Here is a 16,636-nt window from a genome sequence, read left to right on the forward strand (position 1 = left end):
GTCAGGGCATGACAGGCCGCATGAGACCGGCCTTGGCCAGCAGCGCGCTGACACGGTGGCCCTGCTCGACGTGCTCGGGGTTCCTCGCGGAGATGCGCTCTGGCGAGAGGATGATGAGAGCCCCCCTGTCCTCGACGGGCTCGATGCGGACCGGCGCCGGGAGCGGTGGCACCGTCCCCCGGCGTCGCGACTGGTACGTGACCCAACCCACGAACGCACCCGCGGTTGAGTCCGCGTTCATCTGCTTACGGTATTCATGGGATCCGGCAAAAGCCCAATCAGGGTCGAATGCGAGCGCCATGCTTCGAAGCACGCCGCTCAACACAGGCATTGAAAGCAGCCGCTCCGTATGAGGCCCCTTGTTCGGAAGGGACATGAGGCAGAGATTGGCGTTGACCTCGCTAAATGCCCCACAAACCGTGTTCAGGTCCACTCTGTCAGTCCCCAGTCCGCCATTCACAGACAAGAAACGAAAGCCGAGCGACTCAAAAACCGGCCCGCCCTTTTCTCGATTCACACCGCGCCGGAACAACTCGGCGAGCGTGGCGACATCGGGTGGCATCAGCGGGTACTTGCGCACGTCCTTGAGTGACCGGGTGGACTTGTACCAGGTCGTCAAGAGCGGGTCATATGGGGAGAGCAGGTTGAGGAAGTCCGCAGTGCGCCGGGCGCATTCCTCGGGAGACTCTTTGCGCGGTCCCCAATAGGCGCCTGCGTAATACGTCTCAGGCCAAGCAGTGGTTTCGGAGCTGGCGGTCACGCGGTTTCCTTGGCGCGCTGGGTAGCGATGTTCAGGACACGGACGGCGAGCAGTTCCTTATGCTGCTCGGAATACGTCGTCTGCGCGAAGGAAGCCTGAAGGAAGAGTTCAAAAGAGCTGTTACGTCGCTTGCTCGGGATGTACGGCCCTTCAATCATCCCCTGAAAGATGCGCGTGACCTCTTCGGCTTGCCTGAACGAAGCGGGATGTACGGCATCAGCGAGCGTGACCGGCGACTTGTCCCCTTGGGAGAAGAAGAGGCTCGCAGCCTTTCGCTTCTGGAACCCGCCGATGAATTGACGCGTGCCTACCATCGCTGGTGCGGGCGCAAGAAGCAGGGCGAAGATTGTCTGCGCCTTCTCGAAGAAGGCCCTCTGTTGGGAAGTGATGGCAAGTACACCCTGGCCATGGCCATCGCCATGGACTCCGTGTGGGCAGAGACCGCCGATGCCCTTGAAGGAATGGCCCATCCCACGGCCGTCCTCGCCACTATCACTTCGGCGGCGACGGTCTACATGCTCCTGTGGGCGCTTCCCGAGCCCTTGTCGAAGGGCCTGGCAGCCATCCTGACAGCGACCGCCATGGCGTACCTGGGCGTGGACACCGTGTGGCGGATTCTCGATGGCTGGATAACCCTGGTCCGCAGCGTTGATCAGGCCACTACCTTCGATGGAATCCGTGATGCGGGAGAAGCCTATGGCCAGGTCCTGGGGAAGAACGCTGCCCGCATCTTCGTCATGTTGGTGACCGCGGCGCTGGGCCAGACCGCTGGGGAATTGGCCATCCGAACCTCCTCACTGCCTGGATCCGCGCCAGCAGCACTCGCAGTCGAAGCCGAGGCAGGCATCCAGTTCTCCGCAATCAGTGGTGTGGAGTCCGTGGCGATGACAGCCGAGGGCTTCACCATCGCTCTGGCGCCGAACGCGGTAGCAATGTCATCGAGAGGCAATGGCGGGCGCCGCACCGAGAAACATCACATGGCGACCCTCCGCAATGAGAAGTCCACATTGCGCGGTGGCCCCTGGACACCTCGTTTCAGGGACCTCTTCAAGAAGGCAGGGATGGAACTGAAGGATCCGGAGAATGTCGTTCCCGTGCCCGGGCACCGGGGTCCGCATCCCGAGCAGTACCACCGGATTGTCTTCCGCGAGTTGGAAGGCGCCATGCGTGGGTGTCGGTCCGTTTCACAGTGTCAGGCCCTCCTTCAAGCGGTGCTCCGGACACTGGCCCGTGAAATCAAGCAGCCTGGGACCGAACTCAACCTGCTCGTCACGCAAGGCACACCGAACTAGAGATACCCCATGAGCCGCCGCTTCTTCGAACTCCATGACGACGTTCAGTGGCCTGGGCGTTGGCACCTCACCCATCCGACCCATCCGGACGGTTCGGAGTTGGCGGACCCCTGGCAGTTCACGGAGGGACGCACCATCGTCGTCCCTCCCAGGCTCCGGGTTCCCATCGACGTCCCAGGCCACGCACTTGATTTCTCCCTCGCGGGACTGAGCGTTCCCGTCGTCCACGTCCGGGTCGCCGACGTCTTCCTCGAAAGAGCCCCCCGGGACGTGCAGCTCCTACCCGTCGAGGTCCCCGGCCATCCCGACCAGTACTGCGTCCTCGTCGTGACCCGGCTCCTGGAGTGCATCGACGAGCACGCATCCCGAGTGCGGTTCTGGAGTGCGGAGGATGGCATCCCGGAGAAGGTGGGGCAGTACTCCTCCGTGCGGGATCTGCACGTCGATCCCGCTCGCATCGCGGATGCACGCGTCTTTCGAGCCAGGGGTTGGCCAGGTCCCCTCCTCATCTCCGAGGAGATCAAGCACGGCCTGGAGGCACTGAAGGCCACGGGCGTCCTGTTCACGCCGGTCTAGAACCCCGTCGATAGCGCGATCTGCTCCGTGCGCTCCACGTCCGCGGCCACCTGCGCCAGCTTCTCGCGGATGGCTCCGGGCGCGTCCGGCCCCAGGAAGAGCCGCAGCGTCGGGACTCCCGCGGCCACGGCGTCCACGATGGCCTTCGCGGCCTTCACGGGGTCGCCGGGCTGCGTTCCGGCGGACTGCGCCACGTAGGCGCGCATCGGGCCCACCGTCTCCGCGTAGGGCGCCAGCTCCGGCATCGGCCGGTAGGACGGCCCCAGCAGCTTCGTGCGGAACATGCCCGGCTCCACGATGAGCACCTTCACCCCGAATGACGCGACCTCCTTCGCGAGCGACTCCGACATCCCCTCCAGCGCGTGCTTGGCCGCGCTGTAGGCGCTCACGCCGGGATACGTGACCAGCCCGGCCAGGCTCGACACCTGCACGAGGGTGCCGGTCCTGCGCTCCCGCATGTGCGGCAGCACCGCGCGCGTCATCGCCACCGCACCGAAGAACAGCGGCTCGAACACCGCTCGCAGCTCCGCGTCGCTCGTCTCCTCCACCGCGCCCAGCGTCGAGTACCCCGCGTTGTTCACCAGCACGTCGATGGCGCCGAAGCGCTTCAGCGCCGCCGCGATGGACTCCTGGACCTGCTCCGCCTTCGTCACGTCCAACCGCACCGCGAGCACCCGGTCCGGGGCCCGGGCCACCAGGTCCTCCAGCGTGCGCGGATCCCTCGCCGTCGCCACCACGCGCTCCCCTCTCGCGATGACCTCCTCCACGATGCTGCGGCCAAACCCAGACGACGACCCCGTGACGAACCAGACCTTGCCTTGTGCGCTCATGACTGCCTCCGTGGCCCATGAAGTACGCCCGTGCCCTCCGCTCCGAAACGCGTCGTCTCTGGATGCACTTTGTAGCTACGCTAAGGAATGCGCGACGACCTCTCCGGCCTCATGGCGTTCCTCGCGGTGGCCCGCAGACGCAGCTTCACCGCCGCCGCGGCGGAGCTCCGGGTCACTCCCTCCGCAGTGAGCCAGAGCCTCCGGGCCCTCGAGGCACGCGTCGGGGTGCGGCTCCTCCAGCGCACCACCCGCAGCGTCGGGCTCACCGAAGCCGGCACGCGGTTCCTCTCCCAGCTCGAACCCGCGATGCACGGCGTGCAGGAGGCCTTCGAGTCCCTGGGCGAGCTGCGCGACCGGCCCTCCGGACTCCTGCGCCTGACCCTGCCTCGCTACGGCTACCAGGAGGTGCTCGGTCCGCGCCTCGCGGAGTTCCTCACCGCCCATCCCGACATCCGCGTGGACATCCAGCTGGACGACGCACTCGTCAACATCGTCCAGCAGGGCTTCGACGCGGGCTTCCGCTTCGGTGAGCTGGTGGAGCGCGAGATGATCGCCGTCCCCGTGAGCGGCGACATCCCCATGTTCGTGGTGGGCGCACCGTCGTACTTCGCGACGCGCGGCAAGCCGAAGCACCCTCGCGACCTGCGCGACCACGACTGCATCAACTACCGCAGCCGGACCACCGGCGGCATCCTCCCCTGGGGCCTCACCGACGGCGGCAAGCGCATTGACGTCGCCGTCGCGGGCCGCGTGGTGCTGAATGACGCGGAGCTGGTGTTGGAGGCCGCCGTCGCCGGGCTGGGGCTCGCCTATGTCCCGGAGAGCCGCGCCCGGAGGCTGCTCGCGGAGAAGCGCCTGGTGCGCGTGCTCGACGCGTACTCCCCCACCCTCCCCGGCTTCTTCCTCTACTACCCGAGCCGGACCCACGTGCCGCCCAAGCTCAAGGCGCTCATCGACTTCTTCAAGCTGAAGCGGCGGCGCTGAGTCCGGCCGACACCGGCGGCGCCAGCCACGGGGCCGCCAGCGCTTCGGCCTCCTCCAGCAACCGCAGGCGCCGGGCATCGTCGGGGAACGGCGCCACCGACGTCCCGGGCAGCGCGTCGTACGTGCGCCCATCCAGCACCCGCCCCGCCGCCGCCTTGCGCTTGCCGCCCCACTGCTTGAAGAAGAAGGCCACGCCCGCCGCGGCGCACTGCTCGCGCACGGAGCGCACCCACTCCGGGTCCAGCGGCCGGGCCTTCGCGCCGCTCTCGCCTCCGACGATGACGCCGTCCACGCCGGTGAAGTCCACCGTGCCCAGGTCCTCCAGCAGCGGTTCGATGGACAGGAACCGCACCCGCGCGGGCGCCGCCCGCAGGTGCTTCACGCGCGGCAGGCCGTACTTCCGGTCCTCCACGCTCACGCCCCACCACACGTTCGGCAGCCTCGCCGCGAACGCCAGCCGCGTGGACAACAGCCGCTGCATCCGCTCCGCGCGCTTCGTCAGCACCTGGAACGTGTGCCAGTCCGCCAGCGCCATCACCCGCGCCACCGCCTCGATGTACGCCTCCGGGACGTCGTCCAGGAACAGGTCGCTCATCGAGTTCACGAACACGCGCTTGGAGGCCTTCCAGCGCAGCGGCTCGGCGAGCTTCCCCGGAATCAGCTTCAGGTCGAAGCCCTGCTCATAGGGATGCCCGGGCACGCCCCGGAACCGCTCCGCGAATGTCTCCGCGTAGCAGTGCTTGCACCCGGGGCTCAGCTTCACGCAGCCGCGCACCGGGTTCCACGTCGCGTCCGTCCATTCAATCTTGGAGTTGTCAGCCATGGCGTCCGGAAGGAACACCCGGCCCGCCTGCTCCCATCCCCTCCGCCTCCAACCCCTACTTCGCCGGAGGCGTGTCCACGCTCAGCGACTTCGCGCGCTTCTCCACCGCGCGCAGCGTGTCCACCACCGCGTCCTTCTGCCCCACGTTGGCCAGGAACCCCGGGATGGACCCCGCGGGGTCCACCGTGAACTTGTAGACGACCGAGGACGTGCCCCCGTCCTTCGACTCCACCCTCCAGCTGCCCTCGTTCAGCCGCAGGCGCACCACGTCCCGCCTGGCGGGGAACGCGTCCGGCTCCGCCTTCCAGCGCTGCTGGTACACGCCCGTCCCGTCCGGCGCGACCTTCGACTCCGTCACCACGTGGCAGATGTAGTCGCGCGAGGACACCACCGGCAGGTCCAGCCGCGTGTACGTGAGCCGCCCGCCGTCATCCGTGGGCCGCACCACCCGCGACTCCTTCACGTACGGCATGAAGAGCCGGTACGACTCCTGGTCCTCCAGCGCCGCCTGCACCTGCGCCGCGCTCGCCTTGAGCTCCCCTTCCGCCCAGATGTCCTTCGCCTTCGTCCCCGGACGGGGCCGCACCTTGATCACATAGGGCGTCGTCGCCACCGTCTCCCACTCCTGAGCCCCCGCCACGCCCGCCGCCAGCACCACCGCCAGGGCCAGGCCCCAGCGCCGCGTCATTCCCGACATGTGTCTGCCCTTTGGTTCCGCGCGTGCCCGGCCTTCGCGGCGCGTGCGTCACCTGTATCCCATCTTTCCGACACCCGAACGCCCCGAGCCTGCCCACGAACCGACGTGGGCACACAGGCCGCTCGACTTTGCGTGCAAGCCTTGGCAAGCCTTGCTCCCATGCGTCCTCACTTCTCCGGTCCCCCGCCCGAACGCGGCCTGTTCTGCAACCGCACGCTCAACATGCGTGCCATCAAGGCCGTGGGCTACGACATGGACTACACGCTCATCCACTACCGCGTGGAGGCGTGGGAACGCCGCGCGTACGAATACATTCGCGACCGGCTGGTGGAACAGGGCTGGCCCGTGGCCGACCTGACCTTCGACCCGATGCTCGCCATCCGCGGCCTCATCATCGACACCGCCAAGGGCAACCTGCTCAAGGCCAACCGCTTCGGCTTCGTGAAGAAGGCCCTCCACGGCAGCCGCCCCATGGACTTCGAGTCCCAGCGCGAGGCCTACAACCGCACCGTCATCGACCTGGCGGACCGGCGCTGGGTGTTCCTCAACACGCTGTTCTCCCTCTCCGAGGCCTGCATCTACGCGCAGCTCGTGGATCGCCTGGACGCCGGCCAGCTCCCCGGCCCCATGGGCTACGCGGACCTCTACGAGCACGTGCGCAAGAACCTGGACGCCACGCACATGCAGGGGCGCCTCAAGGCCGAAATCATCGCGGACCCCGAGCGCTACGTCATCGACGACCCGGAGACGCCGCTCGCGCTGCTGGACCAGAAGAACGCGGGCAAGAAGCTGCTGCTCATCACCAACAGCGAGTGGGCCTACACGGAGCCCATGATGCACTTCGCCTTCGACCGGCACCTGCCCGAGGGCATGACCTGGCGCCAGCTCTTCGACGTCGTCATCGTCAGCGCGCGCAAGCCCGAGTTCTTCACCACCCGCTCCACCCTCTTCGAGGTGGTGGAGGCCAACGGCGAGGCGCTCCTGCGTCCGCACTCCGGGCCGCTCGACAAGAGCAAGCCCTACTTCGGCGGCAGCGCGCTGGAGCTGGAGCGGCACCTGGGCCTGTCCGGCGACGAAATCCTCTACGTGGGCGACCACATGTTCGGCGACGTGCACGTCACCAAGAACGTGCTGCGCTGGCGCACCGCGCTCATCCTGCGCGAGCTGGAGGACGAGGTGCGCGCCATCGCCGCCTTCCGCGCCACCGAGGTGCGCATCGGCGAGCGCATGCTCCAGAAGGAGCGCCTGGAGGCGGAGAGCTGCCAGGTGCGCCTGGAGCTCCAGCGCCGCCGCCACCAGTACGGCCCGCGCACGGACGCCGCCGAGGGCGACCTGGTGACGCGCCTCGCGGAGCTGCGCACGGAGCTGGAGGCGCTGGACGCGGAGCTGGGGCCCATGGCCCGCGCGGCCGGCGAGCTGTCCAACCCGCACTGGGGCCTGCTCACCCGCGCCGGCAACGACAAGAGCCACCTGGCGCGGCAGGTGGAGCGCTACGCGGACATCTACACGTCGCGCGTGAGCAACTTCCTCTTCGCCACGCCGTTCGTCTACCTGCGCAGCCCGCGCGGCAGCCTCCCGCACGACCCCAGCCTCCCCGGCGGCACCCCGGTGTTCACCACCGGGGATGGCGCGGGCAGCGGCCCCACGGAGTAGTCGCCGGCCGGCGGGCGCCTACTGCGTGAGGCGCCAGAGGGCCTGCAGGTCCGCGGGGAGGTTGCTGGCGACCTTGTCCGCCTCGCCTTCGGTGATCTGGTCCTGGAAGGCGCGCAGCACCGCGCGGACCACCAGCTCCGCCTGTTCCATGGGCAGCTGGAGGTCCTCCGCCACGGACGCGACGAACTCCTCGCGGCCGAAGCGGTGGGGGCGCGGGGGGCGCTCGTCCGGGGGCGGCAGGAATTCCACCAGCATCCGCGGCAGCTGGGACTCCAGGTTGCGCGCCCCGTTGGGCATGAGCCTGCGCTCCAGCGCGCTCAGCACCGACACGGCGGCGGACTCCGCGAGCGCGGGGGGCAGGGCGCTCAGCTCGCACAGGTGGCGGAGGAACGCCGCGTAGGTGGCGCGGACGTGGGCTTCGTGGCGCCGTGCGTGGCGCTCCTGCTTCTCGGTGTCGGTTTCGTGAGCCTGGGCCATGGGCACACCTCGGGCGATGGGGGGGACGGGACCTCTCCGGAAGGTGGCCACCCCGCCCCCCGCCAGCGCCGGGCAGGCAGGCGGGCCCCACCCCCAGACGCCCCACCCCCGCCCGGCCGCCGGGGGAATCCCCTGGAAATGCCAGGGGTTACTGAACACGTGTCCAGACCTCCGAACGGAGGGGGACCTGGCGACCCGGCGCGTGAACCGGGCATGTCAGACCCCTCGCGTAGAAATGATCGCGTGAGCCACTCGACCCCGCCATCGTCTCCGTCGCGAGTCCTGGAGCAGCGCAATCTCCTGGGAGGCCTGGACCTCCTGCCGGTGATGGGCCCGGGCAGCCGCAAGCGCGCGCGTCAGTTCCACGTGCCGACGGAGCGGAAGCTGGGGTTCGCCGCCGCGCTGGCGCTGGTGGTGGAGCACGGGCGGGAGAAGGCCAAGGAGACGGGCACCACGTCCATGACGCGCTGCCCGCGCTGCGGCCACGTGGGCCCCACGGAGCAGGACTTCGGCTTCCGCATCATGAGCCGGGGCCAGCGCCGTCCGCAGTCCTGGTGCCGAGGCTGCCGCGGCCAGCACGTGGAGCCGGTGAACGCCTCCCAGCCCCGCCCCGAGGACGGCTGGCTGTTCCCGCCGGAGCCCGCGAGCAAGCAGAAGGCGAAGGCGGGCAAGTCCGGCAAGCCCAAGGCGAAGAAGCGCGCCCGCCGCGACAACGAAGACCTCACCTGAGCGCCGCGCGGTACCCGCCGTGCCCGGGGTGATTCCCAGGCCGGGAATGCCGCCGCACGCGTGCCCCCTGTCATCCCGCGCCACCGGGCGCTCGCGTTCCGCATGCTCCCGGAGCGGCCCCTGTCCCGCCCGTCGCCAGGGATGGCATCACCCCGCCGGGGTCCCTACCTCTCTTCCAAGGAGGACCTCCATGTCCGTGCGGACCCGAGTGGCAGGCATCAAGAACAAGCGACGCGTGGATCCCCATGCGGCCCAAGCCAGTGTGCAGGCCAGCAAGGGGCGCAAGACGCTGCCTCATGACGACGCGGCGGCGCTGCTGCGGCAGAAGGAGCTGAAGCGCGTGACGCTGGGCCCCGCCGCCAGCGACCACGGCCCCAAGCGCAACAACCGGGGCACCGGGCTGCGGGGACGCAAGAAGGCGCCCAGCCAGATCCACATCAAGCGCGCGGGCGGCCCGCATGACCGCTCCCGGCTGCACGGGGGCTGAGCGCGAAGAGCCACGGAAAATGACGATGCCCCGCGTGGGAGACGGAAGTGCCCTCTTCGTGAGGGGACCGCCTTCCACCGCGGGGCGCGGTGCGTCTGGCCTTGAAGCGCCGGTCAGTAACCGACGTAGCCGCTGCCGCTGTTGAGGCCCTGGATGCCGGGGACGTTGGACACGGAGCCGTAGCGCTCGATGGAGTAGCGGACGCCGGCGATGATGTTGTCCACCGGGTTGCGGATGTTGTCGTGGCCGGGGAGCTTGTACGCGTCGAACGTCGGCTGGATGGTCTGCATCAGGCCGATGGACGGGGTGCCCTTCTGGGCGTTGGAGTCCCAGAGGTTGATGGCGTTCGGGTTCCCGCTGGACTCGTGCTGGATGATCTTCGCGATGTCCTGGGGGTTCATCTTGTCCGTCGGGACGCCGTTGGCCTTGAGGATGTCCATGGCCTGCTTGATCCAGTCGCCAACCTGGCCCGGGGGCACGTCACCCACGGCCTGCGAGCCCTGCGTCTGCTGCGTCCCGCCCGTCAGGTTCGGCCCGTTGGAGGCGCCCTGCGCCTGGAACTCATCCTTGCTGCCCGGGATGTTGAGCGTCGCCCCCGCGTAGATGAGGTCCTTGTTGGTGATGTTCGGGTTCGCCTTCACCAGCGAATCCACGTCCGTGTTGTAGCGCTTGGCCAGCGCGCTCAGCGTGTCACCAGACTTGATCTTGTAGTCCATGGGGGGAGGGACCTTTGCGATTGCCGAAAACGTCGATGCCTGATTCTCGGAAATTGGGTCCCGGAGTTTCGCCTACACTTGCGGTTTTGTAGGTGCTTTCACGCGGAGTCCAGCCCGGGACCGACTTCCTGGACGCCTCCGGTGGGACCGGCGCCAGAACAGCCCCAGCAGGACGGCGAGGGTCGCGCCCAGGCCTCCGGGGCCGCTGGCGCACCCGCTGTCCTCTCCGTCCTCCGGTGTCCGGGGGTCGGCGGTGGCCTCGCAGGGGGTGAAGCAGCGGCAGGCGTCGTCGCCGTCCACCTCCAGGCGGGCGCACACCCCCTGGGCGCCGCAGGCCGCGTCCTCCGTGCAGGCCGCGCCATAGGTCCCGGCCTGGAGCGCGGGCAGGAGGCACCGGGCGGGGGCGTCCCCGGCGCTGACGCACAGCAGCCCGGCGGGACAGTCCGCGTCGCTGGCGCAGGCCTCCTGGCAGAGAGCATCCAGGGGACGGGGAGAGGCCGGGGCCGGGGGCGGGGCCTCCTCCAGGAAGGGGCGGAGGAAGTCCCCCAGGGCGTCCACCCGCACCTGGACGGCCTCCGTCCGGCAGGCCACGTCGCCGCTGACGGTGAGGCCCTGGAGCACCTCGTTCCCGGGCGGGCCGCCCAGCACCGGGCCCCCGCTGTCCCCCACGCAGGTCATGGCCGGGGCGGGGCCGGCCTGGAACGCACTGGCGGTGACGCCGGTCACCTGGAGCAGCCCCTGGCGCCGCTGGCCCGAGGGCAGGGCCGCGTCCTTCGTGTCCCCGTAGCCCACCGCCCGCACCGGGTCTCCCGGCGCCACCGGGACGTCGCTCCCACCGGGGAGCCGGAAGGGCGCGACGTCCGTCACCGGCACCGCCAGCCGCAGGAGGGCGGCGTCCCAGGCGTGCGTGGCGGGGACGTAGTCCGGGTGGGCCACCGCCCGGGTGACCCGCACGAACCGCCCTCCGGGCCCCGGCTCCGGGAGCAGCGTGGGGCCCAGGAAGACCTCATAGGGGCCCGCCTCCCCGAAGACGGCCAGGCAGTGCGCCGCCGTCAGCACCACGTCCGGGGCGATGAGGGCGCCCGAGCACAGGAGCACCGGCGGCTCGCCTCCGCAGCGCGTGCGCCGGGCCACCAGCGCCACCGCCGCCCCGTCCCCGGGTGCGTCCGTCCCCTGGACGAGGCCCGGACTCCGGGTGCGGAGGGCTTGCCCGGGGGGCTGGGGGGCAGCCGGGCCACAGGCGGGCAGGCAGCCGAGCACCAGGGAGGCGCCGAGCGCAACCACCCCCGGGGGTCGGCATCCTGTCCGTTGCCGAGCGGACGCGGTGGACCGTTTCGCCATGGGGCGCATCATAGGCAACAGGGGTCATGGGAATGGGGGGGCCCCCGCGTTACCTTGCCCCCGGGGGACGTGAACCGGATAGAGTCCGTTGCACGTCTCCCTGCCCCGAGGGGCGGAAGGCTTGTCTGCCTGCCTTCTCCGCCGGAGGGGACTGCCACATCGAGTGGCCCGCCACATCTTCACGGGTGGTGGGTCTGCAACCCTTTTTGGAGGATGTTCACATCATTCGCGAACAGAGAAACAGCAGCCGGGGTCCCAACAGGGACCAGAGAACCAACCGCCGCATCCGCGCGCGGGAAGTCCGTGTCGTGGGCTCCGATGGCTCGCAGCTCGGGGTCATGACCATCGAGGCGGCGCTGGAAAAGGCCCGCTCGGAGTCGCTCGACCTGGTCGAAGTCAGCCCGATGGCCAAGCCGCCGGTCTGCAAGATCATGGACTACGGCAAGTTCAAGTACGAGGAGAAGAAGAAGGCCTCGGACGCGAAGCGCACGCAGGTGGTCATCCAGCTCAAGGAAGTGAAGCTCCGTCCCAAGACGGAGGAGCACGACTACGAGTTCAAGGTGCGCAACACCCGCCGGTTCATCGAAGAGGGCAACAAGGCCAAGGTCGTCATCCAGTTCCGCGGGCGTGAAATCACGCACAAGGAGTTGGGCAGCGCCATCCTCGATGACGTCATCAAGGACCTGAAGGACGTGGCCGTGGCGGAGCAGCTGCCGCGCATGGAAGGCCGGCAGATGTACATGATCCTGGCCCCCACGCCCAAGGTCGCGCAGAAGGCGCGCGAGCAGGCGCGGCAGGCCGCCGCGGCCGCCCGCAAGTCCCCGCCTCCTGGCACGGGCAAGAAGCCCCAGGCGGCCGGTGCGCCGGGTGCGGACGCTGCCTCCACGGCGCCGGTCGACGCCGACGGCGGTGGCGACAGCGACGCTGGCGACACGGACGAAGCGCCGGACGCCGCGCCCGCGACGACGTAGCCGCACGCACGCTCGCGTCTCCCCTCACCGGGAGACGCGCCCACGGGCGGTGCCCCTCGGGATGTGTCCCGGGGAGACCGCCCGCGTTCGTTTCCTCGGACCGCGCTGCCTGAGGGGAAGCCCCTGCCCCGCTAGCCGGGCAGGACCCGGGTGCGCCGGCGGCGGCCCCACTCCATCAGGATGAACGTCATGCCCACCGCGAGCATCGCGCTGGCACCGCCACACCCGGCGGCCATCGCCTGCTGGGAGGAGCTCGTCGCGGCGCTCGCCAGCGCGCCGGGGTCCTGTGGGGGCTCGAACCCGGAGCCGCCGGTGGCGGTGAACCGCTCGCGCTCCCGCGCGTCGTCGGACGGGGCCTGCTTCGCCGCGACGGCCTGGGACTTGAGCGACGACGCGCTGGTGGAGAAGAAGGACAGCCGGTAGCTGGAGCCGGAGGACGGCTCAATGCCGAAGAAGCACACCAGCGGCACGCCCGAGGGCAGCACGTCCGGCGCCGCCGGGTAGCCCGCGAAGCCGGACACCGACGCCAGCTCCTTGCCCGCCCCCGCCTTGCCGCTGGAGGACAGCGCGCGGACCCACAGCCGGTAGCCGGAGCCGTCGCTGCGCGGCTGGTTGTAGAAGAGGTACAGGCTGCTGCCCGCGCGCACGAGCGCGGGCTGCGTGGCCCAGTCCCCGTCCTCCAGCACCCTCACCGCGGAGCCGAAGCTGGAGCCGTTGAAGCGGCGGTACATCAGCCGTTCGGAGTTGTCCTTGTAGACCAGGTGCAGGCCGCCATTGCCGTCCGCCACCGCGCTCATCGCGGCGCCGTGGTAGATGCCGTCGGAGAAGGCCGTGCGCGTGGAGGACCAGGTGGACACGGCCGCGCTGTCGTCGCGGATCCGGTAGTGCGTGGTGTCGTGGCCGTCGTGCGAGCTCCACAGCATCATCAGCCGGCTGCCCAGGCTGATGAGCCGCCCGCCGCCGCGCTTGGAGATGTCACGCGCGAGCGCGGACTGCGTGCGGAAGGTGGAGCCGCCGTCGCTGCTCACGGAGATGGCCAGCGTGTTGCTGGCGTCCTTCTCCCGGAAGAAGGCCTGCACCCAGAAGCGGCCCTTGGAGTCGCGCGCCAGCTCCGCGCGGTAGTACGCGGTGCTGGAGCTGGTGGAGTCGAAGACGCGCACGGGCTTGTCCGGCAGCCAGTGGTTCCGGGACGCGCTGTAGCGCCACCACTGGAAGTACACGTCGCGGGACGTGGAGCCGCCGATGCCCTGGCTGTCCGGCGTCTCCACCGCGTAGACGAGCGCCACGTCCCTGCCCACCGCCACCAGGTCCGCGCGGTCGTAGGTGGAGCCGTCGTGGATGACGCCCTCCTGCTTCCAGCTGCCGCCGCCGTTGTCGCTGCGGAACAGGCGCAGGCCGTGCCCGTCCTGTCCGCCCTGCTGCACGGCCGCGAGCAGCACGGAGCCCTCACTGCGGGACACGCGCACGATGTGCCGGTGCGCGGGCAACGTCAGCGCGTTGCCTCCCCGCACCGGGATGGCCGTGGGCGGTGTCGCCGCCGTCATGCCCGCCAGCAAGAGCCCTGTGAGTGCTGCCCAACCCATTCCCACCCCCTCCGTTGGATTCCTCGCTGGGAAGCTGGTCGGCGGGGAGGGGGGAAAGAAGCTGGGAAAAAGAGGTGTTGCCTGCTCGCCTGCTCCTCGACGGGGGCTGACGCGGAAGCCTTGCCGCGGCGGGAGCGTCGTTTGCTGAACGTGGAGGGAGGCTTCAGCCGCGCGCCGCGGCCCTGCCGCCGATGTGTTCGCCCGCGTCCGGGCGCAGCCGGCGGAAGAGCGGCCCGGCCAGCGACGACACCATGCCGATGGCGAGGAACGGCAGGACGAAGCGGTCCGGCGTCAGGCGCACGTCACCGCCGCCGCGCGCCACGTGGAGCATCAGGCCGCCGAAGCTGATGCCCACGCTCAGCGCCATCTGCTGCGTCACCACGGCGATGGTGGAGCCGTTGCTCACCGCCTCCCGGGGGAGGTCCGCGTAGGCCACCGTGTTGGTGGCGGTGAACTGCAGGGAGCGCATGAAGCCGCTGCACACGAGCGTGACGATGATGAACGGGATGGGCGTCCCCAGCCCGAAGAAGGCGGGCACGGCCGTCAGCGCGGCGGTGAGCAGGTTGGAGGCGATGAGCGTCTGGCGGAAGCCCACGCGGCGGATGAGCGCGGGCGCCACCGGCTTGCACATGAAGGCGCCCAGCCCCGTGCCGATGGTGACGAGCCCCGCCTCCAGCGGCCCCCAGCCCAGGGCCACCTGGAAGAGCAGCGGCAGGAGGAAGGGCGTCGCCCCCAGGCCGATGCGCACCAGCGCGCCGCCCAACATGCTGGCGCGGAAGGTGTCCACCTGGAACAGGCGCAGGTTGAGCACCGGGCGCGGCGTGCGCAGCGCGTGCCGCACGTAGGCGGCCAGCGCCCCGAGCGCGACCAGCGTGATGCCCACCTGCGCGGGCCACGGCACCAGGCCGATGCCCACCGTCTCCGCCGCGCCCATCAGCGCGGTGATGGCGACCACGGCGATGGCGAAGCCCTTCGTGTCGAAGGGGCCGGGGTCCGGCTGCTTCAGCGGAGGCACGAAGCGCGCCACGGCCCACATGCCCAAGAGGCCCACCGGCACGTTGATGAAGAAGATCCACGGCCAGTCCGCGACGGCCAGGATGAAGCCCGCGAGCGGCGGCCCCAACAGCGGCCCCACCAGCGCGGGCATGGTGAACCAGCTCATCGCGGACACCAGCTTCTCGCGCGGCGCCGAGTTGACGACGATGAGCCGGCCCACGGGCGTCATCAGCGCGCCGCCCAGCCCCTGGAGCGTGCGGGAGGCGACGAGCTGCGCGAGCGACTGGGAGAAGCCGCACAGCACGGAGCCCGCGAGGAACACGACCATGGCGGTCATGAAGACGCGGCGCGGGCCGAAGCGGTCGGCGATCCACCCGCTCGCGGGCGCGAGCACCGCCAGCGCCAGGATGTACGACGTCAGCGCGAGCTTGAGGTGGACGGGGTCCGTGCCGAACGCCACGGACAGCGTGGGCAGCGCGGTGGACAGCGCCGTGGAGTCCAGGAACTCCATGAACAGCGCGCTGGCGACCGCGATGGAGGCCAGCCGGGTGCCTCGGGAGGAGGACGTGTGGGAAGGTCCGGTGGAAGCAGTCGCGGTGGAAACGGACACGTTCTTTTCTATGCGCACGCGGCACGGCGCCTGTCACGCCCGCGTGAAGGCCGCACCGAGCATCGCAGAAGTCCGCGTACTCCCAGCGCGAAGCGACGAGGGCTTCCGGTGAGGCTGGCGTCTGGCGGTCCGCAGGGCAGCCAGGCAGGCCCGCTGGCACCTAGGAGCCTCAGGGCTCCGGCGGTTCGTTCCGGGCGGCGTCCGCCAGCGTGCGGGCCTCTTCGCGCAGCTCATCCAGCCGGACGCGGTGGCGCTGGAGCATCGCGTCCACCTGTTCGACGCGGACCTTGTCCCCGCGCGCCTTCGCTTCCTGCCGCTCGCCTTCCAGCCGCGACACGTCCCGCCCCAGCAGCGTGGCGATGTGCTCCGTCTTCTCCAGCTTCCAGCGCGCCGTCTGGGGCTGCTCCTCCGCGATGGGGTCGTTCGCTTGCGGCGGCGCGTTGGCCACCTCCGGCTCCGGCGGCACGTCCCCGGGCGCGGGCGGCACCACCGTGGCGTGGGGCGGCGCGGGGTCCGGCGTCCGCACCGGCACCGCGCGCCTGGGCGACACCTGGGCCGCCGTCACCGAAGCGGGGCGCGGGTCCGGCGCCGGGGAAACGCCAGGGCCGGACGGGGCAGGCGCCTCGCGGGCCGGCCACAGCATCACGGCGCTGAGCGCGGCCACCAGCACGACCGCGCCCCCCAGCATCACCCGCTTGCGGTTCCGCATCGTCCAAACCCCCTACAACCGAAGGCGCCAGCCGTCACCCTGGCGCTCCACCCGGAAGAGGAACGGCTCCGAGCGCTCCGTTCCTCCCTGCGACACGCGCGCCCGCACGAGCACCGCGTCCGGGTTACGACCATCCACCTTCGCGTCGAGCACGTCCACCAGCCCCAGGCCGTGCTCGCGCAGGTCCTTCACCGTCTCCTCGCACGGGGGCACGCCCTGCCCGGTCACCAGCAGGGGGCCCAGCACCGCGCAGTCCCCCGACGGCAGGGCCTGGAAGAAGCGGCGCACCACCGCCTCCCCGGCCTCCGCCTTGGAGGACGTCGTGGACGGACAACCGAGCACGCCGAGCACGCCGAGCACGGCCAGCCACAGCCCCACCGCGTGTCTCACCGCGCGTCCCAT

18 protein-coding genes are annotated in these 16,636 nt (G+C 70.3%); 7 read left to right on the forward strand and 11 right to left on the reverse strand.

Annotated features, from left to right (window positions below):
- Position 1: 1 nt before the first annotated feature.
- Positions 2–760, reverse strand: coding sequence for an immunity 52 family protein (locus AABA78_RS31890; protein WP_338268996.1), 759 nt, complete (start codon positions 758–760; stop codon positions 2–4).
- A 17-nt stretch (positions 761–777) separates the two neighbouring features.
- On the opposite strand from AABA78_RS31890, the gene AABA78_RS31895 reads away from it, so the two are divergent.
- Entirely contained in the window at positions 778–2,052 is a 1,275-nt protein-coding gene (locus AABA78_RS31895; protein ID WP_440588518.1) for an AHH domain-containing protein, read from the forward strand.
- A gap of 9 nt (positions 2,053–2,061) precedes the next feature.
- The gene (locus AABA78_RS31900) at positions 2,062–2,628 is read left to right on the forward strand and encodes an imm11 family protein (protein ID WP_338268999.1); all 567 of its coding nucleotides are present in this window, start codon (positions 2,062–2,064) and stop codon (positions 2,626–2,628) included.
- Here the strand turns inward: AABA78_RS31900 and AABA78_RS31905 are convergent.
- Positions 2,625–3,458 (reverse strand): oxidoreductase, encoded by an 834-nt coding sequence (locus AABA78_RS31905; protein ID WP_338269001.1) that lies wholly within the window; start codon positions 3,456–3,458, stop codon positions 2,625–2,627. The two genes, AABA78_RS31900 and AABA78_RS31905, sit on opposite strands and share 4 nt — an antisense overlap.
- Before the next feature lie 87 nt (positions 3,459–3,545).
- On the opposite strand from AABA78_RS31905, the gene AABA78_RS31910 reads away from it, so the two are divergent.
- Positions 3,546–4,442, forward strand: coding sequence for a LysR family transcriptional regulator (locus tag AABA78_RS31910; protein ID WP_338269002.1), 897 nt, complete (start codon positions 3,546–3,548; stop codon positions 4,440–4,442).
- Here the strand turns inward: AABA78_RS31910 and AABA78_RS31915 are convergent.
- Together AABA78_RS31915 and AABA78_RS31920 are read right to left on the reverse strand one after the other, a co-directional pair.
- Positions 4,420–5,265 (reverse strand): DUF5131 family protein, encoded by an 846-nt coding sequence (locus tag AABA78_RS31915; protein ID WP_338269003.1) that lies wholly within the window; start codon positions 5,263–5,265, stop codon positions 4,420–4,422. The genes AABA78_RS31910 and AABA78_RS31915 overlap by 23 nt on opposite strands.
- Positions 5,266–5,320: 55 nt before the next feature.
- Positions 5,321–5,962 carry an SRPBCC family protein gene (locus AABA78_RS31920; RefSeq protein ID WP_338269005.1) on the reverse strand — a complete coding sequence of 214 codons (642 nt, stop codon included), beginning with the start codon at positions 5,960–5,962 and terminating at the stop codon, positions 5,321–5,323.
- Positions 5,963–6,121: 159 nt separating this feature from the next.
- On the opposite strand from AABA78_RS31920, the gene AABA78_RS31925 reads away from it, so the two are divergent.
- Positions 6,122–7,615 (forward strand): HAD-IG family 5'-nucleotidase, encoded by a 1,494-nt coding sequence (locus tag AABA78_RS31925; protein WP_338269006.1) that lies wholly within the window; start codon positions 6,122–6,124, stop codon positions 7,613–7,615.
- A gap of 18 nt (positions 7,616–7,633) precedes the next feature.
- Here AABA78_RS31925 and AABA78_RS31930 read toward each other — a convergent pair whose 3' ends face one another.
- Positions 7,634–8,092, reverse strand: a complete 459-nt coding sequence (locus AABA78_RS31930; protein ID WP_338269008.1) for a DUF2267 domain-containing protein — start codon at positions 8,090–8,092, stop codon at positions 7,634–7,636.
- A gap of 213 nt (positions 8,093–8,305) precedes the next feature.
- Here AABA78_RS31930 and AABA78_RS31935 point away from each other — a divergent pair, with 213 nt between their 5' ends.
- Together AABA78_RS31935 and AABA78_RS31940 are read left to right on the forward strand one after the other, a co-directional pair.
- Positions 8,306–8,821, forward strand: coding sequence for a hypothetical protein (locus tag AABA78_RS31935; protein WP_338269010.1), 516 nt, complete (start codon positions 8,306–8,308; stop codon positions 8,819–8,821).
- A gap of 190 nt (positions 8,822–9,011) precedes the next feature.
- On the forward strand, positions 9,012–9,308 hold the full coding sequence (locus AABA78_RS31940) for a hypothetical protein (RefSeq protein WP_338269011.1): 297 nt from the start codon (positions 9,012–9,014) through the stop codon (positions 9,306–9,308).
- A 113-nt stretch (positions 9,309–9,421) separates the two neighbouring features.
- Here AABA78_RS31940 and AABA78_RS31945 read toward each other — a convergent pair whose 3' ends face one another.
- Positions 9,422–10,024, reverse strand: a complete 603-nt coding sequence (locus AABA78_RS31945; RefSeq protein WP_338269012.1) for a transglycosylase SLT domain-containing protein — start codon at positions 10,022–10,024, stop codon at positions 9,422–9,424.
- Between the two features lie 72 nt (positions 10,025–10,096).
- The gene (locus AABA78_RS31950) at positions 10,097–11,308 is read right to left on the reverse strand and encodes a S1 family peptidase (RefSeq protein ID WP_338269013.1); all 1,212 of its coding nucleotides are present in this window, start codon (positions 11,306–11,308) and stop codon (positions 10,097–10,099) included.
- A 278-nt stretch (positions 11,309–11,586) separates the two neighbouring features.
- On the opposite strand from AABA78_RS31950, the gene infC reads away from it, so the two are divergent.
- Complete coding sequence (gene infC, locus AABA78_RS31955) at positions 11,587–12,336, forward strand: translation initiation factor IF-3 (protein WP_338269278.1); 750 nt, start codon at positions 11,587–11,589, stop codon at positions 12,334–12,336.
- 131 nt (positions 12,337–12,467) lie between these two features.
- On the opposite strand, the gene AABA78_RS31960 is transcribed toward infC, so the two are convergent.
- The 4 genes from AABA78_RS31960 to AABA78_RS31975 all read right to left on the reverse strand — a co-directional run bounded on the left by AABA78_RS31960 (position 12,468) and on the right by AABA78_RS31975 (position 16,636).
- A complete protein-coding gene (locus tag AABA78_RS31960; protein WP_338269014.1) occupies positions 12,468–13,919 on the reverse strand; it encodes a sialidase family protein in 1,452 nt (483 codons plus the stop codon).
- A gap of 163 nt (positions 13,920–14,082) precedes the next feature.
- Positions 14,083–15,525, reverse strand: a complete 1,443-nt coding sequence (locus AABA78_RS31965; protein ID WP_338269016.1) for a DHA2 family efflux MFS transporter permease subunit — start codon at positions 15,523–15,525, stop codon at positions 14,083–14,085.
- A gap of 169 nt (positions 15,526–15,694) precedes the next feature.
- Positions 15,695–16,234 (reverse strand): hypothetical protein, encoded by a 540-nt coding sequence (locus tag AABA78_RS31970; protein WP_338269018.1) that lies wholly within the window; start codon positions 16,232–16,234, stop codon positions 15,695–15,697.
- 12 nt (positions 16,235–16,246) lie between these two features.
- The gene (locus AABA78_RS31975) at positions 16,247–16,636 is read right to left on the reverse strand and encodes a hypothetical protein (RefSeq protein WP_338269020.1); all 390 of its coding nucleotides are present in this window, start codon (positions 16,634–16,636) and stop codon (positions 16,247–16,249) included.

Source organism: Corallococcus caeni (assembly GCF_036245865.1).
Taxonomy (GTDB): Bacteria; Myxococcota; Myxococcia; order Myxococcales; family Myxococcaceae; genus Corallococcus; species Corallococcus caeni.